22 protein-coding genes, 9 tRNA genes, 1 rRNA gene and 1 pseudogene are annotated in these 18,994 nt (G+C 44.6%); 13 read left to right on the forward strand and 20 right to left on the reverse strand.

Going from position 1 to position 18,994, the window contains the following annotated elements:
* Window positions 1–69 precede the first annotated feature (69 nt).
* The 7 genes from CCVT_RS06470 to CCVT_RS06500 all read left to right on the forward strand — a co-directional run bounded on the left by CCVT_RS06470 (window position 70) and on the right by CCVT_RS06500 (window position 4,935).
* The gene (locus tag CCVT_RS06470) at window positions 70–312 is read left to right on the forward strand and encodes an HP0268 family nuclease (RefSeq protein WP_009651142.1); all 243 of its coding nucleotides are present in this window, start codon (window positions 70–72) and stop codon (window positions 310–312) included.
* On the forward strand, window positions 312–1,613 hold the full coding sequence (miaB, locus tag CCVT_RS06475; protein WP_018136579.1) for a tRNA (N6-isopentenyl adenosine(37)-C2)-methylthiotransferase MiaB: 1,302 nt from the start codon (window positions 312–314) through the stop codon (window positions 1,611–1,613). Before CCVT_RS06470 ends, miaB begins: the two co-directional genes overlap by 1 nt.
* Window positions 1,594–2,370, forward strand: a complete 777-nt coding sequence (locus CCVT_RS06480; RefSeq protein ID WP_018136580.1) for a lysophospholipid acyltransferase family protein — start codon at window positions 1,594–1,596, stop codon at window positions 2,368–2,370. Before miaB ends, CCVT_RS06480 begins: the two co-directional genes overlap by 20 nt.
* Complete coding sequence (locus CCVT_RS06485; protein ID WP_018136581.1) at window positions 2,367–2,816, forward strand: hypothetical protein; 450 nt, start codon at window positions 2,367–2,369, stop codon at window positions 2,814–2,816. Before CCVT_RS06480 ends, CCVT_RS06485 begins: the two co-directional genes overlap by 4 nt.
* Window positions 2,817–2,877: 61 nt before the next feature.
* Window positions 2,878–3,882 carry a hypothetical protein gene (locus tag CCVT_RS06490; protein WP_018136582.1) on the forward strand — a complete coding sequence of 335 codons (1,005 nt, stop codon included), beginning with the start codon at window positions 2,878–2,880 and terminating at the stop codon, window positions 3,880–3,882.
* Window positions 3,879–4,400, forward strand: a complete 522-nt coding sequence (locus tag CCVT_RS06495) for a membrane protein (protein WP_018136583.1) — start codon at window positions 3,879–3,881, stop codon at window positions 4,398–4,400. Before CCVT_RS06490 ends, CCVT_RS06495 begins: the two co-directional genes overlap by 4 nt.
* Window positions 4,393–4,935: a hypothetical protein gene (locus CCVT_RS06500; RefSeq protein ID WP_018136584.1), complete on the forward strand. Its 543-nt coding sequence runs from the start codon at window positions 4,393–4,395 to the stop codon at window positions 4,933–4,935. Before CCVT_RS06495 ends, CCVT_RS06500 begins: the two co-directional genes overlap by 8 nt.
* Here CCVT_RS06500 and tilS read toward each other — a convergent pair.
* Genes tilS through panC form a run of 3 tightly spaced genes read right to left on the reverse strand, consistent with a single transcriptional unit; the run spans window position 4,928 to window position 8,088 of the window.
* On the reverse strand, window positions 4,928–5,920 hold the full coding sequence (gene tilS, locus CCVT_RS06505) for a tRNA lysidine(34) synthetase TilS (protein ID WP_018136585.1): 993 nt from the start codon (window positions 5,918–5,920) through the stop codon (window positions 4,928–4,930). The genes CCVT_RS06500 and tilS overlap by 8 nt on opposite strands.
* 10 nt (window positions 5,921–5,930) lie before the next feature.
* On the reverse strand, window positions 5,931–7,265 hold the full coding sequence (gene rimO / locus CCVT_RS06510; protein WP_018136586.1) for a 30S ribosomal protein S12 methylthiotransferase RimO: 1,335 nt from the start codon (window positions 7,263–7,265) through the stop codon (window positions 5,931–5,933).
* Between the two features lies 1 nt (window position 7,266).
* Window positions 7,267–8,088 (reverse strand): pantoate--beta-alanine ligase, encoded by an 822-nt coding sequence (gene panC / locus CCVT_RS06515; protein ID WP_018136587.1) that lies wholly within the window; start codon window positions 8,086–8,088, stop codon window positions 7,267–7,269.
* A gap of 121 nt (window positions 8,089–8,209) precedes the next feature.
* Here panC and prfB point away from each other — a divergent pair, with 121 nt between their 5' ends.
* Complete coding sequence (prfB, locus tag CCVT_RS06520; protein WP_018136588.1) at window positions 8,210–9,316, forward strand: peptide chain release factor 2; 1,107 nt, start codon at window positions 8,210–8,212, stop codon at window positions 9,314–9,316.
* Window positions 9,317–9,358: 42 nt separating this feature from the next.
* Here the strand turns inward: prfB and CCVT_RS06525 are convergent, their stop codons facing one another.
* Window positions 9,359–9,934 carry a tetratricopeptide repeat protein gene (locus tag CCVT_RS06525; protein WP_009651187.1) on the reverse strand — a complete coding sequence of 192 codons (576 nt, stop codon included), beginning with the start codon at window positions 9,932–9,934 and terminating at the stop codon, window positions 9,359–9,361.
* Window positions 9,935–9,994: 60 nt separating this feature from the next.
* Between CCVT_RS06525 and CCVT_RS06530 the strand changes: the two genes are divergently transcribed.
* From CCVT_RS06530 to CCVT_RS06545, 4 genes are read left to right on the forward strand one after another with little or no spacing between them, the layout of a single operon-like run.
* Entirely contained in the window at window positions 9,995–10,309 is a 315-nt protein-coding gene (locus tag CCVT_RS06530; RefSeq protein WP_018136589.1) for a hypothetical protein, read from the forward strand.
* A gap of 8 nt (window positions 10,310–10,317) precedes the next feature.
* Window positions 10,318–11,658, forward strand: coding sequence for a dihydrolipoyl dehydrogenase family protein (locus tag CCVT_RS06535; RefSeq protein ID WP_018136590.1), 1,341 nt, complete (start codon window positions 10,318–10,320; stop codon window positions 11,656–11,658).
* Window positions 11,659–11,667: 9 nt separating this feature from the next.
* The gene (locus tag CCVT_RS06540; RefSeq protein ID WP_018136591.1) at window positions 11,668–12,333 is read left to right on the forward strand and encodes a tetratricopeptide repeat protein; all 666 of its coding nucleotides are present in this window, start codon (window positions 11,668–11,670) and stop codon (window positions 12,331–12,333) included.
* Complete coding sequence (locus tag CCVT_RS06545; RefSeq protein ID WP_018136592.1) at window positions 12,323–12,919, forward strand: tetratricopeptide repeat protein; 597 nt, start codon at window positions 12,323–12,325, stop codon at window positions 12,917–12,919. Before CCVT_RS06540 ends, CCVT_RS06545 begins: the two co-directional genes overlap by 11 nt.
* A gap of 18 nt (window positions 12,920–12,937) precedes the next feature.
* Here CCVT_RS06545 and gmhA read toward each other — a convergent pair whose 3' ends face one another.
* The 4 genes from gmhA to CCVT_RS06565 are packed head-to-tail and all read right to left on the reverse strand — an operon-like array spanning window position 12,938 to window position 16,391.
* The gene (gmhA, locus tag CCVT_RS06550) at window positions 12,938–13,504 is read right to left on the reverse strand and encodes a D-sedoheptulose 7-phosphate isomerase (protein WP_018136593.1); all 567 of its coding nucleotides are present in this window, start codon (window positions 13,502–13,504) and stop codon (window positions 12,938–12,940) included.
* Window positions 13,491–14,897 carry a D-glycero-beta-D-manno-heptose-7-phosphate kinase gene (gene rfaE1, locus CCVT_RS06555; RefSeq protein WP_018136594.1) on the reverse strand — a complete coding sequence of 469 codons (1,407 nt, stop codon included), beginning with the start codon at window positions 14,895–14,897 and terminating at the stop codon, window positions 13,491–13,493. Before rfaE1 ends, gmhA begins: the two co-directional genes overlap by 14 nt.
* Window positions 14,890–15,879, reverse strand: coding sequence for an ADP-glyceromanno-heptose 6-epimerase (gene rfaD / locus CCVT_RS06560; RefSeq protein ID WP_018136595.1), 990 nt, complete (start codon window positions 15,877–15,879; stop codon window positions 14,890–14,892). The genes rfaE1 and rfaD overlap by 8 nt, the downstream gene beginning before the upstream one ends.
* The gene (locus CCVT_RS06565) at window positions 15,876–16,391 is read right to left on the reverse strand and encodes a D-glycero-alpha-D-manno-heptose-1,7-bisphosphate 7-phosphatase (RefSeq protein ID WP_026175469.1); all 516 of its coding nucleotides are present in this window, start codon (window positions 16,389–16,391) and stop codon (window positions 15,876–15,878) included. Before CCVT_RS06565 ends, rfaD begins: the two co-directional genes overlap by 4 nt.
* 112 nt (window positions 16,392–16,503) lie before the next feature.
* Here CCVT_RS06565 and CCVT_RS06570 point away from each other — a divergent pair, with 112 nt between their 5' ends.
* On the forward strand, window positions 16,504–16,806 hold the full coding sequence (locus tag CCVT_RS06570; RefSeq protein WP_018136597.1) for a c-type cytochrome: 303 nt from the start codon (window positions 16,504–16,506) through the stop codon (window positions 16,804–16,806).
* A 262-nt stretch (window positions 16,807–17,068) separates the two neighbouring features.
* On the opposite strand, the gene CCVT_RS06575 is transcribed toward CCVT_RS06570, so the two are convergent.
* The 12 genes and pseudogenes from CCVT_RS06575 to rrf all read right to left on the reverse strand — a co-directional run bounded on the left by CCVT_RS06575 (window position 17,069) and on the right by rrf (window position 18,924).
* A tRNA-Glu gene (locus CCVT_RS06575) sits at window positions 17,069–17,143 on the reverse strand.
* A 5-nt stretch (window positions 17,144–17,148) separates the two neighbouring features.
* Window positions 17,149–17,224: transfer RNA gene (locus CCVT_RS06580), tRNA-Lys, on the reverse strand.
* Between the two features lie 53 nt (window positions 17,225–17,277).
* Window positions 17,278–17,354: transfer RNA gene (locus tag CCVT_RS06585), tRNA-Asp, on the reverse strand.
* Window positions 17,355–17,361: 7 nt separating this feature from the next.
* A tRNA-Val gene (locus CCVT_RS06590) sits at window positions 17,362–17,437 on the reverse strand.
* A 19-nt stretch (window positions 17,438–17,456) separates the two neighbouring features.
* Window positions 17,457–17,532 (reverse strand) — tRNA-Glu (locus CCVT_RS06595).
* Between the two features lie 13 nt (window positions 17,533–17,545).
* Window positions 17,546–17,621: transfer RNA gene (locus CCVT_RS06600), tRNA-Lys, on the reverse strand.
* A 3-nt stretch (window positions 17,622–17,624) separates the two neighbouring features.
* Window positions 17,625–17,701: transfer RNA gene (locus tag CCVT_RS06605), tRNA-Asp, on the reverse strand.
* A 7-nt stretch (window positions 17,702–17,708) separates the two neighbouring features.
* Window positions 17,709–17,784: transfer RNA gene (locus tag CCVT_RS06610), tRNA-Val, on the reverse strand.
* Between the two features lie 19 nt (window positions 17,785–17,803).
* Window positions 17,804–17,879: transfer RNA gene (locus tag CCVT_RS06615), tRNA-Glu, on the reverse strand.
* 13 nt (window positions 17,880–17,892) lie between these two features.
* Window positions 17,893–17,971 (reverse strand): annotated as a pseudogene (locus CCVT_RS06620).
* A gap of 251 nt (window positions 17,972–18,222) precedes the next feature.
* Window positions 18,223–18,615: a ComEA family DNA-binding protein gene (locus CCVT_RS10125; RefSeq protein ID WP_169765189.1), complete on the reverse strand. Its 393-nt coding sequence runs from the start codon at window positions 18,613–18,615 to the stop codon at window positions 18,223–18,225.
* Between the two features lie 190 nt (window positions 18,616–18,805).
* Window positions 18,806–18,924 (reverse strand): 5S ribosomal RNA (gene rrf, locus CCVT_RS06630).
* Window positions 18,925–18,994: the final 70 nt, after the last annotated feature.

The following is an 18,994-nucleotide window of genomic DNA, read 5'->3' on the forward strand; positions in this document are numbered from 1 at the left end:
CTTTAATGAGAGTTTTATTACCTTTTTGATATACTCACGAATTCAAAAAAGCTAAAATAAGGATGAAAAATGGAGCTAAAACTTGCTAGAACCGAGATAGACGCAAAACCAAAAACTATCTCGCTTGATAAGATCGAGGCTGCAGTCAGCAAAGAGGGGCAGAAAATTTTTTATTTCGATAAAGAAAACAGCCACAAACAGCTGATCGCCCTGGTCGAATTTTTCGAAGAAAAAGGGCTAAGCGTCTATCACAGGACCGTTAGATACGGGCTTGATGACAATGACTATATGTATGAAGTCCACATACTTTAATGAGTAAAAAGCTTTTCATACAGACCTTAGGCTGCGCGATGAACGTGCGAGACAGCGAGCATATCATCGCCGAGCTCTCGCAAAAAGAGGACTACACGCTCACGCAAAATTTAGAAGAAGCCGACCTCATTTTAATCAACACCTGCTCGGTGCGCGAAAAGCCCGTGCATAAGCTTTTTAGCGAGGTCGGAGCTTTTGAAAAAGCCAAAAAAAACGGCGCAAAGATCGGCGTTTGCGGCTGCACGGCAAGCCACCTCGGGGACGAAATTTTTAAACGCGCTCCTTACGTTGATTTCGTGCTTGGCGCAAGGAATGTCAGTAAAATTTCAACCGCCGTCAAGACGCCTAAATTTATCTCGACAGACATCAACCACGACGAGAGCGAGTATGCATTCGGCGAATTTCGCGGCTCACCCTACAAAAGTCACATTAACATCTCGATAGGCTGCGATAAAAAATGCACCTACTGCATCGTCCCGCACACGCGCGGCGACGAGATTTCCATCCCTGCAAATTTGATCCTACGCGAGGTCGAAAAAGCCGCCGCAAACGGGGCGAAAGAGATATTTTTGCTCGGGCAAAACGTAAATAACTACGGCAAGCGTTTTTCTGGCGCGCATGAAAAGATCGATTTTAGCGACCTGCTCGTGCGTATCAGCGAAGTCGCAGGCGTCGAGCGTATCCGCTTTACGAGCCCTCATCCGCTTCACATGGACGATAAATTTCTTGAAATTTTCTCGCAAAATCCTAAAATTTGCAAGTCCATGCATATGCCACTTCAAAGCGGCAACACCAAAGTCCTGCGCGAGATGAAGCGCGGCTACACGAAAGAGTGGTTTTTAGACCGAGCCGCAAAACTGCGCGAAATGTGCTCGGACGTGAGCATCTCGACTGACATCATCGTCGCATTTCCTGGCGAGAGCGACGCGGAGTTTGAGGATACGATGGACGTGCTTGAAAAGGTAAAATTCGAGCAAATTTTTAGTTTTAAATATTCACCGCGCCCGATGACAAAGGCGGCGGAATTTACAAATCAAATCGACGAAGCCACCGCGTCTGCGAGGCTGACAAGACTGCAAAGTCGCCACAACGAAATTTTAGACGAGATCGTCGCGGCGCAAAATGGCAAAATTTTAGACGTGTATTTCGAGGAACTTCGCGCAAACGGCGGTGTTGCCGGACGTAGTTTTAACAATTTTCTCGTTCAAGTAAATGGTAGCGAGGAGCTACTGGGTAGGACGCTAAAAGTAAAGATAACAGATCCAAAGCGAATGGTGCTTTATGGCGAGCTCGCAAACTAGCAAATGGCAAAATTTCAAAATAAGCATAAGCGTCTATCTCATCTATGCGCTCATGTGGCTCATCTTTTTAACCTGCAAAAAAAGCTACCGGGATAACGGCGTAAAAGTGCCGCAAAACGGCTGTGTAGTCGTCTTTTGGCACGGTAGATTGGCCTTTATGAGCTACGCCTACAAAAAATGGTGGCAACCGACCAAAAAGCCGGCAAAAGTGATAATCAGTGACCACAAAGATGGCGAGCTCATCACTCGCGTAATGAAGCTTTTTAATATAGGCGCCATAAGGGGCAGCAGCTCGAAAGGCGGCGCAAAGGCGCTCATCGGGGCATTGCGAGATATAAAAAGCGGAACGGACGTCATCGTCACACCTGATGGCCCGCGCGGCCCAAGGCATAGCGTCGCAGACGGAGCCGTCATCATCGCACGGAAAACAAATAGCGAAATTTACGTGCTAAACTACGAGGCAAGCTCATTTTGGGAGTTTAAAAGCTGGGACAAAATGATACTGCCAAAGCCTTTTTGCAAGATAAATTTCAGCCTCTCGCGCCCATTTGACGTAAATGCCCTTAGCATCGAAGCGGCAAAAGAACGGATACAAAACGAGCTTTGGACGGCATCGCAAAAAGACGGCGGCAAAAGCGTGCAAAGCCACAAACACGACTTTATCCAAAATTTAAAAATTTGGTGGGCGAAAAACGAGAGCAAAAATCCTCAAATCAGCAACGAACTAAGAGAAATTTTAGAAAAAGAATCAAAATGAGAGCGAAGCTGGCAGCTGTATTTTTGTCGATATTCATCATCATAGCAGGCTGGCTGTTTTTCGAGACGAACGGCTCATATCAGCTCTCTTTCAAAGCAAAATTTTACTACGAGATAGGAAATTTCGACGAGGCTTTCAAGCTCAGTCAAAGAGCATTAGAGCTTGATCATTACAACAAAATGGCGAGCACTCTCGTAAATCAAAGTAAGATCGCACTGAAATTTACAGCCTACATAAACGACGGTAAAAAATATCTGGAAGATATAAAGCAAATGAGCCAAAATGAAGTAAGCAACAAGGACCGTGAGCGTATAAAGCTGATGTGTGACATCATGATAGAGGGTTACTCGCAGCTACAAGACAGCCCGCTACTTGACAGTGATCTAAAAAATGAGGCGAAAAATATGAGAGAAAATTTCGTCAAATTAAAAAATGAACTCTTTTAATTTTTTTTAATGCGTTTTTTGGGTAATATTATAAAATCACGCATTAAAATTTAGGAGCATTATGTCGTTTTCTATCCGCCGCCTCTTTTCGAATTTATTTTTAAGCGCCGTTATAGAAGGAACGGAGTGCCTATTTTACGGGCGTGTTTTTAGAAACGGCAAAGTGATAAAAACGATAAACGCCAGATTTACCGATATAGACCCGCAAAATATCGATCAAAAAGTCATCGACTACATAAAGCTTCAAGAAAAGAGCTATTTTGGCGTATATATCTCGCTATTTTTCAACGAGGACTCACAAGGAGCGGTGCCTACCGTCAATGAGGAAGAATACAAAAAATTCAATATAAGCTCATATGGCCTAACAAGCCTGAAAATGCAGGATGACTGGAGCATTTACGCCGACCTTTTGGCCATAAAAAAGGTCAGAGATACCTTTGGCGATGGTAGCGTAGATCTCATCTACTCGCCCATATCTTTGATGTTTTTTGAGCTTTTAAAACGCGGAATTTCGCCTAAGACCACACTTTATCTTTATATACATGCGGACTCTTTCGCGCTTTCTATCTTTAAAAACAAACAAATGAAGCTATCGACGTTTTTTAGGATAGAGGATAGTCAAAGCGCTCCTTCAGACGATCAAATGTTTAAAGAAGAGGACATAACGGATATTGACAACCTCATCATCAAAGAGGAGGAGGACGCGGGATCTTTAGATGATTTCAAAAGCTTGGACGAGATGCTAAACGGCGATAAGCTAAAGGACTTTGAGGACCTGAACTACGAGCTTAATATGCCTGCATCCACAAACGTGGAAAAATCGGTCGCGATCTTTGGCCGAGATATGAGCATGTTTAGCTATATCACCGCAGCGATGAAGGAATTTTATCAAAATCCAATATACGATGGCGATTTCATCGAGCAAGTAGTGATATTTGAAAACACCAAAACGAGCGCGACTTTCGTGCAATATCTACAAGCGGAGCTCTTCGTCGAAACCTCTGTCTATCCGATAAATACGCTACATATAATGAACGAGCTTATGCAAAAAGAGATACCGCTATGACTTTTAGTTTCGTTACTCCCGAGCCAAGGCCGCTATTAAGCATATTCAGTAAGCTGTGGATGCTGCTTATCGGCTTTGTTTTCGCGATGCTTTTAGTGATAAATTTTTTCATCGTTTATAAAAACTACTCGATCTCGCAAAATACCCAAAAACTGGCGATCGAGCAGGAGCATCTAAATCAAAGAAGTATCCAGACCGACGAGCTTACGGCAAGGCTCTCTACACAAATAGATGCTGCGATGGACATCTACACGTCAAATTCCATCCTCAAGCAAAGCCTTCACAACCTCTTTGACCTAGTGCCTGACAGCATAACGCTTGAAGAGGTCTTTATGGATAAAAATTCACTCATCATACGAGGCATAACGCCGACTAAAGACGTCTTCAACCAGCTCTTGGCCTCGCCGCTAAGATCGATATTCACGACATCAAACACAAGCTTTTATCAGACCAAAAACGGCTGGTACGGCTTTATCAGTACAAATAAAATAGACAACTCCGAGGGCTACAATGAGTAAAAAAGACACGAGCCTAGAAAAGATCGATATCGTCAAGCTCTTGCTGTATATTTTTATTTTCATTATAGTTTGCCTCGTGATAATCTTTGGTTTTATCGTCCCAAATATCAAAGAGTATAAAAATTTAAACCGCGAGAACCGCTCCCAAATGGCCTCCTACGCCAAAGTCAAGCAAAGCTACGATACAAAATTTGCAGCCCTTGAAGCGATGAAGGAAAAAGATAAATTCATAATCGGCTCTTACGATAAAAAATTCGATAAGGATAAATTCATAAATTTCGCCTCGACATACTTTAGTGAGGTCAGTCTCAGCGAGCTTGGCGATGAAAATTTAGACTCAAACGGCACCGAGAAATTTTTCAGATATCAGCTAAATGTCACGAGTTCGCTCAGAACTCCGCAGAAATTTTACGATTTCCTCGACGCACTTGGCAAATACGAAAGCATCATAAAAGCGGAATTTCCTATAACGATGAAGGGCGAGAACGATAAGATCCACACGACCTTCAATATACGAGTTTATGGGCTTAGATAAGATTTTGCTTTAAAATTCCGACGTCAAAATTTACACTGTAAAGATAGCCGCGATTGATCGGCGGCACTCTTAAAACGCGGCATCTCTCCTTGAAATTTTTATCCATGCTCGCGCTTACAAACGGCGTTACGAAGATGAAATTTTCATTAGCTCCGACCGCGACCTTACCCGATATGACGCAGCCCTTTTCGAGACATCTTTCGCACTCTTTCCTTTGAGCCTCACTCATCAAAACGCCTAAAATTTTACAGACCTTATCCACACCGCGCATAGCGCTCTCGTCCTTTTTGACGAGATAAATTTTATCTGCGGCCGAGGTAAAGCTAGGGCGCAGCGTCTGTGCGTCACTTTGTAAAAGCTCGAAGCTTTTTATCACGCCATTTGAAAATCGCTCCAAAAACGGCTTGCTAAAATTTTGACGCATGAAATTTCGTCTAAATTTATGGCTGAAATTCGTCTCGTCGATGAAGTATTTCAGCCCTCGCTCTTTTAAAAACGCTTCTAGCTGAGACTTTTTAAATTTAAGCAGCGGCCTAAGTATATCGTAGTCCTTTCGCCTCTCAAAATCGCTCATCCCAAGCAGTTCGTTCAGTCCGGCGCCCTTGGCAAGCTGCATCAAAAACCACTCGAACCTATCATCCAGCTGATGTGCTAGGATCAAATTTTTATAGCCATTTTTGGCGCAAATTTCAGCGAAAAACTCATATCTCGCCTTTCTTGCGGTGCATTCGAAATTCGACCGGCCAAGATTCACGCTTTTAGTAAAACATTTTTTATCAAATTTAGCCGCTAAAGCCCTGGCTGACGCGACCTCGTCCTTGCTTTGGGCGCGCTCGTTGTAATCTACTATCGCGATATCAAAGCCTACGCCGGCGTCGTTTAAAATATAAAAAAGCGCGGTGCTATCGACACCGTGAGAGAAAGCAAGCAGATTTTTCACGCCCTTTAGCTTTTCAAGCAGGTGCGCCTCTATCCACTCGCTCATGACTGCTGTCCTAGGCTCGCTCTAGCACGCGAGCTATCAGCTTTTCAGGTGCGATGTCCGTTATCTCGCAAAGATACCTACCGCCCACTTCAAGCTCCTCCAGCTCGCTCTCGTTTATCAAAATTTCACCGTCTATATCTTTATCCCAGATGTCCATCTTGGCGCCAAAAAACATCTCGCCCTCGCTGCTTTGCCCCTCCAGACTCACTACTACGCGCTTACCAAGCTGAGCCTTAAAGCTCGCGTCTATCTCATTTTTGATTATCTTTTCGACCATGCTTAGTCGTTTTGAGATCGTTTTTGTAGGCACTTGCGCCATATCAAAAGCGGCCGTATCCTCCTCACGCGAATACGCAAACGCGCTCACGCGGTCAAATTTTATCTCGTCAAACAGTGCACAAAGCTCCTTAAAATCATCATCGCTCTCAAGCGGATGACCCACTATCACGCCCGTTCGCAAAAACGAATTAGGAGCCGCCCTCATCATCTTTAAAAGCTGCATTATACGATCTTTACCACTTCCTCGCTTCATCAAACGAAGCATTTTTTCACTGATGTGCTGGATAGGCATATCAAAATAGTTGTGAAACACCGGCGAAGCGATGATACGCTCGATGAGTGCGTCAGAGGCGGTGCTAGGATATAGATAAAGTATGCGCGCGCTCTTTACGCCATCTATCTTTTCGACTGCGTCTATGAGCTCTATGAGCCCGTCTTTCACGCCTTGATCGCGCATATAAGAGCTGCTGTCTTGCGAGAGGAAGCTAAAGTCATAAAAACCTTTTTTGACTAAATTTTTTACCTCGTTCACGATATTTTCAAGTGAGCGAGACTTTAGCCTGCCTTTAAAATTTGGGATCGCGCAAAAGCTGCATTTTTGGTTACAACCTTCTGAAATTTTGATATACGCGTGATAGTTTGAGCCCGTTATCACGCGATCCTCACTACTTTGCAGATAGGTGCCCGGGCTAAATAAATTTTGCTTTTTCAGTAAAATTTCATCGATCTTGTCATAGTCGCCTACGCCGGTGAAAAGATCGACCTCTGGAAGCTCGCGCATGAGCTCATCGCGGTAGCGCTGCATCAGACAGCCCGTGACTACGAGCGTCGCGCCTTGTTTTTTGGCGTCTGCCATCTCAAGTATCGTCCGCACGCTCTCCTCTTTGGCAGAGGCGATGAAGCCACAGGTATTTACGATGATGACGTCTGCTTCATGGGTTTCGTTTGTCAGCTCATAGTTGCTAAGACGCCCCAGCATTATCTCGCTATCGACTAAATTTTTGTTGCATCCAAGCGATACGAGATGAAGCTTGCCTCCGCTTTTTGCTGAATTTATCGCAGACATTTTATACCCAGATGTTATCGATTAGGCGCGTCTTGCCGACGTTTGCGGCAACTAGGATTATCGTGTTGCCAAGCTCGACTTTTGAAATTTGATTAAAATCCCTGTCCACTATCGCAACGTAATCAACCGTAAGCGGCTCAAGCGTCTTTAGCATGCCCGTCTTGATCTCGGAGGTGTCAAGCTCGCCGCCTTTGATCAAATTTGAAGCGTTGATGAGTGCGCGCGACAAACGAAGGGCGTTGCATTTATCCTCCTCGCTAAGATAGGCGTTCCTGCTAGAAAGTGCCAGCCCGTCGCTCTCGCGCACGACCTCACAAGGCACGACCTGCAAATTTAAAAATAGCGTTTTTACCATATTTTGTACGATGACTAGCTGCTGGGCGTCCTTTTTGCCCATATAAACTCTCTTTGCGCGGGTGAGGTTAAAAAGCTTTGTCAATACGCGCAAAACTCCGTCAAAATGCCCCGGCCGACTCTTGCCCTCTAAAATGCTCGAGTATTTTTTAGGCGCGATGATACAAGGCTCATCGTCAAAATACATCTCCTTGGCGTCCGGGATGAATATCGCACTAACGCCGCAAAGCTCGCAAATTTTGACATCGCTCTCCTCTTTTTTAGGATATTTTTCCAGATCCTCGCCCGGTAAAAACTGAGTAGGATTTACAAAGGTCGAGACGATGCTCACGGCATTTTCGCTCACGCATTTTTTGATAAGGCTCATATGCCCGTCATGTAGTGCGCCCATAGTCGGCACAAAGCCGATTTCACCGCTAGCGGAGGCTACGAAATCTTGTAGCTGTTTTACTGTTTTTAGTATCAACATTTTTACTTCTTTTAATAAAATTTAAGCTGTCATTTTAACAAAAAAGGATTGAACTAAGGATTAAATTTAAAATGTAAGCTTATTTTAGCTAGAATGCGCTAAAAATTTAACGGAGAAAATTTTGGATAACTACGAATACACCGAGCTTTTAAAGAGACTAAACACCAAGGTCGAAAACATCGGCTCGATCATCAAGCCACAAAGCATAAAAGAGCGCCTACAGGATATAGAAAGGCTGGAGCATGAGCCTGATTTCTGGCAAGATATCGCAAAGGCAGGCGCACTGAACAAAGAAAAGACTAAAATTTCAAATATGCTCGCAAAATTTACAAACGCCAAGGCTGCCGTCGATGACGCAAAGGAGCTTTACGAGCTGGCAAATTCTGAAAGCGACGAAGAGACGTTAAATTCGCTATTTGATGACGCTACTGAGCTTGAAAATAAGATAACCGCGCTTGAAATTTCGATGCTGCTTAGCGGCGAGGATGATAATAAAAATGCGATCATCTCGATCCACCCTGGAGCTGGCGGCACCGAGAGCAACGACTGGGCGAGCATGCTTTATCGCATGTATCTGCGCTTTTGCGAGCGAGAGGGATTTAAGGTCGAGACACTGGACTTTCAAGAAGGCGACGAAGCGGGACTAAAAGACGTGAGCTTCATCGTTAAAGGCGAGAACGCATACGGCTATCTAAAGGCGGAAAACGGCATCCACCGCCTCGTGCGCACGAGTCCGTTTGATAGCGCCGGACGCCGCCACACGAGCTTTTCAAGCGTTATGGTGAGCCCCGAGATAGACGATGACATCGAGATAGAGATCGAGGAGAAAGACCTAAAGATCGACACCTACCGTGCTAGCGGTGCAGGCGGCCAGCATGTAAATAAAACCGAGTCTGCGATCCGTATCACTCACATGCCAACAGGCATCGTCGTGCAGTGTCAAAACGACCGCAGCCAGCACAAAAACCGCGCCACGGCGATGAAAATGCTAAAATCGCGCCTTTACGAGCTGGAGCTCATGAAACAACAAGAAGCAAGCAACAGCGTCGAAAAAAGCGAGATCGGCTGGGGTCATCAGATCCGCTCATACGTGCTTTTCCCTTATCAGCAAGTCAAAGATAACCGCAGCGGGCAGGCGTTTAGCCAGACAGACGCGATACTTGACGGCGATATAAAAAAGATGATCGAAGGCGTGCTGATCAGTCAAAAAAGTACGGATCAAAGCTAGATAACGAAATTTTGCAAGCAAAATGCTTACAATTTGGCAAATTTAAAATTTCATCGTTGCCAGCTTATCGCAGGCCTCTTTGACACCACCGCCACAAGAGAGGTTTAAAAAATATCTCGCGTCTTTGAATTCGTTTTGCAAAAGATATAGCGAGCCAAGCTCGAAAGCGGCCTCGTTTGAGCCTAAATTTACCGCTTCATAATAATACGCCATAGCCTTTTTGACGTTTTTGTTCACGCCAAGGCCATATTCGTAGATGTATCCTGCATTTCGCAGTGCGTCTTTGTGCCCGTATCTGCCGGCAGTCTTGAACCAAAACAACGCTCGCAGCATATCTTTACTCACGCCAAGGCCGTCGCGATAGCACAAGCCCACTTGATACATCGCAAGCACGTTACCCTCTTTTGCATAGCGCTCGAAGCGACGAAACGCCTTTTTATATTCTTTTTGATTGTGAAGATATATCGCGTCCATCATCTGGACGACTTCAGGATCGTCCTTAGGCTTTGAAAGGCCTAAAATTTCATCTACTTGCTCACTCGCACACCCGACAAAAAGCAAAACCGCCAAAACGCTCAATATAAATTTTCTCACGTCGCTCCCCCAAAATTTAGCCAATTTTATCCTAAAAAATCTTATAATCCTAATAAAAATTTCACATTTTTAAAGGACAGATAAATGGATCACAACGCACTTTTAACGCAGCTGGGCTATAATGTCGATAGTGCTACGGGCGAGCAGATGCGCAGGATTTTAAACAACACCGACGGGCTCGAGCCTCAAAGCGTCGTCGTTTTAAACGATCATCTAAAGCCGCATCTTTGCTTCGTGGCGATGAGCGGTAGCGAGGATAGGCTAAAGATAAAAAATATCGCGACCATCGACGAGATCAAACAACGCGTAGATGAGATCATCGATAATTGGTCCAAAAAATATAAAATGAAACTTAAAAAAATAAACGATACGACATACTACATACTAGGTAAATTTTAAGGAAAAACATGAAATACGATATCATAGTCATAGGATTTGGCAAGGCCGGCAAGACGCTAGCCGCAAAGGCCGGAGCGCTAGGGAAAAAGGTCGCCCTCATAGAAAGATCGCCGCAAATGTACGGCGGAACGTGCATCAACATAGGCTGCATACCCACAAAGCGCCTAGTCACCGCGGCAAAAGAGGCGCAATTTGTAAACAATAACGTCGAGAGTGATTATTACACGCTTTCTATCCAGACGAAAGACAAGCTCATAACCGCGCTCAGAGCTAAAAATTTAGGCATGCTAAAAGATAACCCGAACATCGACGTCATCGATGGAGTGGGCTATTTCCTCGATAAAAATTCAGTCGAAATTTTGACCGCAGACGGCAGCAAATGCTTGATCGACGGTGACACCATCGTCATAAACACGGGCTCCAAAGAGGCCGACGCACCGTTTGAGGTGAAGTCTGATATCGCCTATACAAGCTCTGAAATTTTAAATCTAAAAACCCTGCCAAAGCACCTGGTGGTCGTAGGAAACGGCTTTATCGGGCTAGAGTTCGCCTCGATGTTTGCAGGCTTTGGCTCGAAGGTTACGATCATAGGACGTGGCAAATTTATGAAAAACGAGGACGATGACGTCGCTAATAGCGTAAAAGAGGCGCTAGTCGCACAGGGCATTGAAATTTTAGAGGATTGCAACATCTCGAGCCTAATGGGCAGAGGCCTAAATTTCAGTCAAGGCGGCATGTCAAAAAGCATAATTGCCGACGCATTTTTGCTCGCTATGGGACGCAAAGCCGTGACCGAGGGGCTAAATCTAGACAAAGTCGGTGTCAAGATAGACGAAAAAGGCAACATCGTCGTAAATGAATTTTTACAAACCGATACGCCAAACATCTATGCCGTGGGCGATGTGCGAGGCGGCGAGCTCTTTACATACACGAGCCTAGATGACTTTCGCATAGTGTTTGACAAAATTTTTGGTAAAGGCGAGCGAAGCACCAAAAACCGCGCCATACACGCAAACACACTATTTACGCAAACGCCCCTGGCTAAAGTCGGTCTCAGCCAAAAAGAAGCGACCGCGCTTGGCAAAGATATCAAAATTTTAAAGCTTAGCATGAGCGCAGTCCCCGGCGCAAAGGTCGTAAACCACGACATTGGCATGCTAAAAGCGATAGTTGATAGCAAAAGCGGCGAAATTTTGGGAGCGACGTTTCACTGCATCTACGCGCACGAGATCATCAACGAGGTCGCCATAGCGATGAATTTTAATGCGAACGCAGGCTTTTTTAAAAATCAAATCTTCACACACCCAAGCATCAGCGAAGCTCTGAACGACTTGTTTGGGCAGTTTTAAAGGACGATCATGAGAGCAATTTTAGTATTTTTGATAGCGCTTTTTTTCACGGGATGTTTGCAAACGGCCAAAGTCGGGCAGCCTAGCACCGACGAATGGCAAAAAAACGACAATCAAACGACGCTGCAAAACAAACAGCAAATTTCACAAAACGCTATCGTCGTTTTGACGCCACAATGTGCTAACGGTGACGCTGGAGCATGCAACGACCTAGGCGCAAACTACGAGTTTTTAAAAGAATACGACAAAGCTTTTGAAAACTATAAAAAATCTTGCGACAAGGGCATAGAGCTTGGCTGCTCGAACCTGGGACTTCTTTACGAGCAAGGCTTAGGAACGAAAAAAGATCCTAAACGTGCGATCGAAATTTACAAAACCAGCTGCAACAACGGCGGTATGCAGTCTTGCTACCACCTAGGCAACGCATATCGCAAGGGCGAGATCGTAGCGCAGGATTATTACCTGGCTATGCGCGCTTACACCAACGCTTGCGAGTCGGGAGACATCCCTTCGTGCGCGAATATAGGCGCGATGTATGAGCTGGGGCTTGGCGTGAACAAAGACGAGATGCGCGCATATAAAATTTACAAAGTCGCATGCTTTCGCGGCTTAAATAAGGCTTGCCCGCAGATGAAACGGCTCGGAGTCAAGCTAGGTCAGATCAGTGAAAACTAAAATTTTAAATTTCGCCATCGTACTGGCGGTCGCGTTTGGCTTTAGCGGCTGCTGGTCGTGGCAAAAGATCGTGAGCTTTGGCTTTTGGCAAAGCGACGAGGAGATCGCCCAACAAAAAGCCGCCTCCGAGCAAGAGGCCTTGAGCGCAAAATGCGAAAGCGGCGACGGGATATCTTGCAACAACCTAGCCGTAAATTTCAGCACGCTTAAAAATTTTAGCGAGGCTAGGAAATTTTATGAAAAGGCCTGCGACAAAGGACTGGCGACTGCATGCTCAAATCTCGGTCAAATTTACGAGCAAGGGCTAGTCGATGAGAAGATCGATCTTAAAAAGGCGCTTGAATTATATAAATTAGCCTGCCAAAATGGCGACGGCGTAGGCTGCTATAACGAGGCTTTGGCAGTATATGGCTCAAACAAGACCGACAAGGATAAAAGTGCGGCAAAAAGCCTCTCGCTACTCGCTAAAAGCTGCGAACTCGAATACGCACAGGCTTGCTACCTGCTAGCAAAGCTAAGCAATGACGAAGCCAAGGCGAAAGCGCTTTTCAAGCGAGCTTGTAAATTTGGAAAGTGCGCGGAGTAAAACCGGCCGTGCGCTCCATCAATACGCCATATCTACGGCTTGGCAGATCGTATGCACGAAAAAGATATGCATCTCTTGAATTCGCGCGGTATCGCTGGCTGGGACGACCAAATTTAGATCGCATTTTTCATTCATTGCTCCGCCTCCTTTGCCACTAAAGCCAAGCGTAGTCACGCCAAGGCGTTTAGCGACCTCAAGTGCGTTTAGCACGTTTTTACTATTTCCACTAGTCGAGATCGCCACGAGCAAGTCGCCCTCGCGTGCAAGCGCTTCAAGCTGTCTAGAAAACACCGTGTCGTATCCGTAGTCGTTCCCGATAGCCGTAAGCGCCGAAGTATCTGTAGTGAGGGCGATACCGGCAAGCGGCTTGCGCTCGCTCTTGTATCTGCCCGTAAGCTCGGCGGCAAAATGCTGCGCGTCAGCCGCACTCCCGCCGTTTCCGCATATCAAAATTTTACCGCCGTTTTTCAATGCACCAACGACCATCTCGCAAGCTTTTTGCAGCTGCTCGCTCATCTTTGCAGTCTCGTTTAAAGTCTGCAAATGCGCATTAAATTCGTTTTTTATCATCTCATTTATCAGCATCTTTTATCCTTTTTACTATCGCGCTAGTGCTCTTGCCATCTACGAATTCAACGAGCCTGACGTCTTTTACGATATCGCTTCCAACGACCTCTTTGCCCTCATAGTCCGCGCCCTTTACGAGGATGTCCGGCCTTAGCTTTTTGATGAGCTCTAGAGGCGTGTCTTCGTCAAATATCACGACATAATCGACAAAACCAAGCCCGCTAAGCACGCAAGCTCTATCAAACTGCGAATTTATCGGGCGACTTTCGCCTTTTAGCCTGCGCACTGATGTGTCGGAGTTTAGCCCTACGATCAAAATATCGCCAAAATCGCGCGCTTTAGCGAGATACCTCGTATGCCCTGCGTGCAAGATGTCAAAGCAGCCGTTTGTGAAAACGACCTTTTTCTCGCCTCTTTGAGACAAAATTTCAGCCACCTGCTCGGCGCTTTTTATCTTGTGCTCGAATTCTGCGTTCGCTCTACTTCGCAAAAGCTCCTCTATCTCGCCAAAATTTGCCGTCGCGCTTCCTATCTTTGCGACTACCACGGCGGCGGCTAAATTTGCCATTTTGATAGCTTCTTTGATATCTTTTTTACTGGCTAACATGTATCCAAGCGTCGCAAGCACCGTATCTCCGGCGCCCGTGACGTCAAAGACCTCTTTGGCCTCGGCAGGGAAGATCTCAAGCTCCTTGTCAAAAAGCGCGATGCCCTCCTCCGAGAGCGTGACGATGGAGTATTTGAGGTTAAGCTCGTTTTTGAGCTTCATTATGGCGGCTCTTAGATCGCTGGTATTTTTTATAGCGATGCCGGTCGCCTCGCTCGCCTCTTTGCGATTTGGAGTAAGTAGCGTTGCGTTTTTGTATTTTGAATAGTCGTTGCCTTTAGGGTCTATCAGCACCGGGATACCAAGCCGCACGCACTCGTTTATGATGTCTTGACAGACCTTGTCGCTAAGGACGCCTTTGCCGTAGTCGCTAAGTAAAACGACGCTGAAATTCCTTAAATTTTCAGTCACTTTTTGCACGAGCTCGGACTCTAAATTTATCTTGACGGCACTTTCTTTATCTATCCTCACGACTTGCTGATGAGAGGCCATCACGCGACTTTTTATCGAGCTTTCGCGGCCCTTCTCGCTAAGTATCAGCCCACCACCAGCACCAAGCTCGCTAAGCATATTTTTTATGCGAAGCCCCACTTCATCGTCTCCGACGACACTTGCGACACTGACCTTCGCTCCAAGAGCGAGCAAATTTTGCACGACATTGCCCGCTCCGCCTAGGCGATGCGTCTCCTTGGCTATCTTGACTACCTGTACGGGTGCTTCGGGCGAGATACGATCGCAGCTACCCCAAATATAGTGATCTAGCATGAGATCGCCGACGACTAAAATTTCAACCTTCTTAGCCATTTATCTCTTCCTTAAATATCCTCTTTATCTCAGGCAAATAGTCTTTTATGCCCTCCTCTAGGCTCCACTGACTCTCGTATCCTAAAGCCTTTTTAGTCGGTTCTATGTCGGCTTGGGTGTGAAACTGATAAGAGCCTAGGTATGGGTTTTTGATGTATTCGTTCCCCAAATTTACGCCGATCTCACGCTGCAATATATCGGCGATATCCTGAAAGCTTCTGGCCCTTCCCGTCGCTGCGTTATAAACGCCACTTGGCGCGTCAAGGGCCTTTAAATTCGCATTTATGATATCTTTTATATATACAAAATCTCTTTTTATCTTGTCGCTTCCCTCAAATAATCGCGGCGCTTTGCCAGCTAAAATTTGAAGCCCAAACTGCAAGATCATCGATGCGGTCTTATTTTTGAAAAACTCGCCCTTACCATAAACGTTGAAATATCGCAGTCCGACTACGCTTACGCCACGCTTGGCGTAAATTTTGCCGATATTATCCATCGCGAGCTTGCTAAAGCCGTATACGTTGTTTGGGGCTTCGCATTCGCCGACTTTTTGCGGACTTTTTGCGTTGCCGTATGTAGCGCCGGAGCTCGCATAAACCATTTTTGCACCACCGCTTTCGCAGATGTCTAGCAAATTTACAAAGGCGTTTACGTTAGTTTTTACAAGCTCATCTTGTTCGCGAACCGTAGTATCCGAGATCGCCGCTTCGTGAAAGATTATATCCGGCCTAAAATCCGCTATCTTTTGCAAGGTATCTTTGCAGTTTATATCGCCGGCAAAAATTTCGCCTTTAAAGCCCAGTAAATTTTTAAAATGCCCGAAGCTCTTTAAATTCCCGTTGCTAAAGGTCTCATTGCTTCTAAATTTATCCACGACCAAAACGCGTGCGTCTTTGAAATTTTGGTCGAGATAATGCGCCAAGGCCGAGCCGATGAAGCCTGCGCCTCCCGTTACGACTATATTTTTACCGTCTAAATTCATAATAATTTTTCCTTTTTCATATATTCATAAACATCATTCACACTCTTGAAATTTTGCCCGTCAAGCAAGAAATTTAGCCCTACGCCAGCATTTTGACCGGCCGATACATCGCTTGGTTTATCGCCTATCATGACGGATCTATCAAGGTCTATGCCAAATTCCAAAGCGGCATCCAGGATCATTTTTGGTTTTGGCTTGCGACATTCGCACGAAGCCTCTGGAGCATGCGGACAAAAATAGACCTTTGCGATATTTATACCGCACTTTTTAAACTCTGCCAGCATATGATCGTTTAAAATTTCAAATTGCTTTTGCGTGTAGTAACCTCGTCCTATACCTGATTGGTTCGTCACGACGATGAGCTTGTAGCCAAGCTCGCAAAATTTACGCAAAACATCGAAAATCCCATCGCGGAATTTAAAATTTGAGATGTCATAAACATACCCTGTATCTTCGTTTATAACGCCATCTCGGTCCAAAAATAGTGCTTTATTGCCTAAAATTTTACTCATCTCGTGATTATAGCTAAAATTATTTAAACTATTACCGATATAAACTTTGCAATCAAGTTTAAATTTATGTTTTTATAATATAATTTGAACTATTTTTTAAAAAGGATGAAAAATGAAAAAACTTCTAATCGTTTCTAGTGTTGCAGCTATGCTTGCAAGCTCGATGTTCGCGGCTGATGGCGCGACTATATACAAAAAATGTATCGCCTGTCACGGGCAAAAAGCCGAGAAAATGTTCAACAACAAAGTCCCTGCGCTCTCATCTCTTGATACAGCCACTATCGTTGCCGCTCTAAAAGAGTATAAAACAGGCAAAAACTCCTACGGCATGGGAGCTATGATGAAGCCTATTGCGACTCCATTAAGCGATGCAGACGCTCAGGCAGTAGCCGAGTATATCCAAACTCTAAAATAATCATAGAGGGCGGCCTTGCCCTCTATCTACTTTCATTTATCGCTAATTATTAAATATAAAATTTGACTCTGTTTTAAACTTTTAAACGCCTCAAAAGGCACTTCGCGAATTTTGCTCACCTTAGGATCACCTGGCATAGATGCGAACATCAAACGACGACGATAGTATCGCTTTATAAGATTTGATTGCTCTGGAGTATATAAAATTTTGAACGATTTTTTGCTGATATAGATTATTGAGATTGATATTTTATAAATTAAAATGGTGACCCATACGAGACTCGAACTCGTGTTACCAACGTGAGAGGCTGGTGTCCTAACCACTAGACGAATGGGCCGAAAATGGTGCCCCGTGTAGGTCTCGAACCTACGACCCCATCATTAAGAGTGATATGCTCTACCAACTGAGCTAACGAGGCAACCGTTTGAATGATACTACAATATAAAGTCAAAAAGCCTTAAACTAAGGCAATGGCGCAGCGGACGGGGCTCGAACCCGCGACCTCCGCCGTGACAGGGCGGCATTCTAACCAGCTGAACTACCGCTGCACCTAAATGGTGGTCGCTATAAGACTCGAACTTATGACATCCACCTTGTAAGGGTGGCGCTCTACCAACTGAGCTAAGCGACCTATCAAAATTTTAAATATCTGGCGACCCTTAGAGGATTTGAACCTCTGTTTCTACACAGAGAAAGTAGAGTCCTGAGCCACTAGACGAAAGGGTCAAAAACCCAAAAATGGTGTCCTGCGTTGGATTCGAACCAACGACCCCCTCATTAAAAGTGAGATGCTCTACCGACTGAGCTAGCAAGACGAGTGGCGCAGCGGACGGGGCTCGAACCCGCGACCTCCGCCGTGACAGGGCGGCATTCTAACCAGCTGAACTACCACTGCACCTAAATGGTGGTCGCTATAAGACTCGAACTTATGACATCCACCTTGTAAGGGTGGCGCTCTACCAACTGAGCTAAGCGACCTATCAAAATTTTAAATATCTGGCGACCCTTAGAGGATTTGAACCTCTGTTTCTACACAGAGAAAGTAGAGTCCTGAGCCACTAGACGAAAGGGTCAAAAACCCAAAAATGGTGTCCTGCGTTGGATTCGAACCAACGACCCCCTCATTATTAAAAGTGAGATGCTCTACCGACTGAGCTAGCAAGACGTTTTTTGAAAAAATGAAAAGTGATTATACTAAAAATGACCTTGTTTGTCAAGCAAAAAGCTTGTTCTACGCATTCATCTTACTCTACAAATTTTAACCTCTAGCTTTATCTAAAAATCAATAAATATTCAAAAAATCAAAAATTTTATATCATTTTAAATATGGTTTTTATCTCTACAACGTTTTACTTAAGGAAGGGAATGGATAACCCCCCCCCACCTATTTCACTACTGCTTTATATCTATTCTATATCACCCTACCATCTTCTCTTTCATCTTTTTAGTCTTGCTCTTCGTATCTTCTTTTATGTCTTTACTTTTATCTTCTGCCTTACTCTTTATCTTTTCTTTGGTCTCTTTTACTTTATCTTTTTGCTTTTTAGCTTTTTCTTTTATGCTAGTATCTCCTGAGGTAGAAATATCTGATTTTAAATTTTCATATGTCTTGTCACCTATGCCATTTACTTTCTTTAGATCCTCTATGGAGTTGAATTTGTTTGCCTTCCTATACTCTATTATGGCATCTGCCTTAGAGCTTCCTATACCATCCAAGCTCATGAGCTCCTCTTTAGTAGCAGTGTTTAAATTTACAGCTGCCAACGCTAATGAAGCAGTAGCTATCAATGACAATAATACCTTGTTCATGTTTGTTCCTTTGATTTGAATTGAGGAGTGATTTTAGCATAGCAATCATAAATTTACATATAGAAGATAGGTGGATTTTATATTTTATGGATATTTTTATATTGTATGGATCAAATTTTTATAGTTTTATCATTTGAGTCAAGTTATTAAAGATCATGATTTATGAAAGAAAGTTTAGTATAAATAACAAAGCCCGCAGCGACCTACTTTTCCAACATCCCAGTAAGGGAGAGTATCATCAGCCATGACGAGCTTAGCTTCTTGGTTCGAGATGGAGCAAGGCGTTTCCTCGTCTGTATAGCCACGGGCAGTGTTAAATAAGGGATTGCTTTTATTGTTTGAAGTGATATACCGATTAAGAAATCTTTTTTAAAAAACG

The organism is Campylobacter curvus (genome assembly GCF_013372125.1).
GTDB lineage: Bacteria > Campylobacterota > Campylobacteria > Campylobacterales > Campylobacteraceae > Campylobacter_A > Campylobacter_A curvus.

Excerpts from the sequence above, each read along its gene's own strand:
- CCVT_RS06480 (WP_018136580.1), top strand. The coding sequence starts at position 1,594 with ATGGCGAGCTCGCAAACTAGCAAATGGCAAAATTTCAAAATAAGCATA.
- rfaD (WP_018136595.1), bottom strand. The coding sequence starts at position 15,879 with ATGAATTTAGACGGTAAAAATATAGTCGTAACGGGAGGCGCAGGCTTC.
- gmhA (WP_018136593.1), bottom strand. The coding sequence starts at position 13,504 with ATGCTGATAAATGAGATGATAAAAAACGAATTTAATGCGCATTTGCAG.
- CCVT_RS06500 (WP_018136584.1), top strand. The coding sequence starts at position 4,393 with ATGAGTAAAAAAGACACGAGCCTAGAAAAGATCGATATCGTCAAGCTC.
- CCVT_RS06490 (WP_018136582.1), top strand. The coding sequence starts at position 2,878 with ATGTCGTTTTCTATCCGCCGCCTCTTTTCGAATTTATTTTTAAGCGCC.
- CCVT_RS06530 (WP_018136589.1), top strand. The coding sequence starts at position 9,995 with ATGGATCACAACGCACTTTTAACGCAGCTGGGCTATAATGTCGATAGT.
- CCVT_RS06535 (WP_018136590.1), top strand. The coding sequence starts at position 10,318 with ATGAAATACGATATCATAGTCATAGGATTTGGCAAGGCCGGCAAGACG.
- tilS (WP_018136585.1), bottom strand. The coding sequence starts at position 5,920 with ATGAGCGAGTGGATAGAGGCGCACCTGCTTGAAAAGCTAAAGGGCGTG.
- CCVT_RS06485 (WP_018136581.1), top strand. The coding sequence starts at position 2,367 with ATGAGAGCGAAGCTGGCAGCTGTATTTTTGTCGATATTCATCATCATA.
- panC (WP_018136587.1), bottom strand. The coding sequence starts at position 8,088 with ATGTTGATACTAAAAACAGTAAAACAGCTACAAGATTTCGTAGCCTCC.
- CCVT_RS06540 (WP_018136591.1), top strand. The coding sequence starts at position 11,668 with ATGAGAGCAATTTTAGTATTTTTGATAGCGCTTTTTTTCACGGGATGT.
- CCVT_RS10125 (WP_169765189.1), bottom strand. The coding sequence starts at position 18,615 with ATGAACAAGGTATTATTGTCATTGATAGCTACTGCTTCATTAGCGTTG.
- rimO (WP_018136586.1), bottom strand. The coding sequence starts at position 7,265 with ATGTCTGCGATAAATTCAGCAAAAAGCGGAGGCAAGCTTCATCTCGTA.
- rfaE1 (WP_018136594.1), bottom strand. The coding sequence starts at position 14,897 with ATGGCTAAGAAGGTTGAAATTTTAGTCGTCGGCGATCTCATGCTAGAT.
- CCVT_RS06470 (WP_009651142.1), top strand. The coding sequence starts at position 70 with ATGGAGCTAAAACTTGCTAGAACCGAGATAGACGCAAAACCAAAAACT.
- CCVT_RS06495 (WP_018136583.1), top strand. The coding sequence starts at position 3,879 with ATGACTTTTAGTTTCGTTACTCCCGAGCCAAGGCCGCTATTAAGCATA.
- CCVT_RS06565 (WP_026175469.1), bottom strand. The coding sequence starts at position 16,391 with ATGAGTAAAATTTTAGGCAATAAAGCACTATTTTTGGACCGAGATGGC.
- miaB (WP_018136579.1), top strand. The coding sequence starts at position 312 with ATGAGTAAAAAGCTTTTCATACAGACCTTAGGCTGCGCGATGAACGTG.
- CCVT_RS06570 (WP_018136597.1), top strand. The coding sequence starts at position 16,504 with ATGAAAAAACTTCTAATCGTTTCTAGTGTTGCAGCTATGCTTGCAAGC.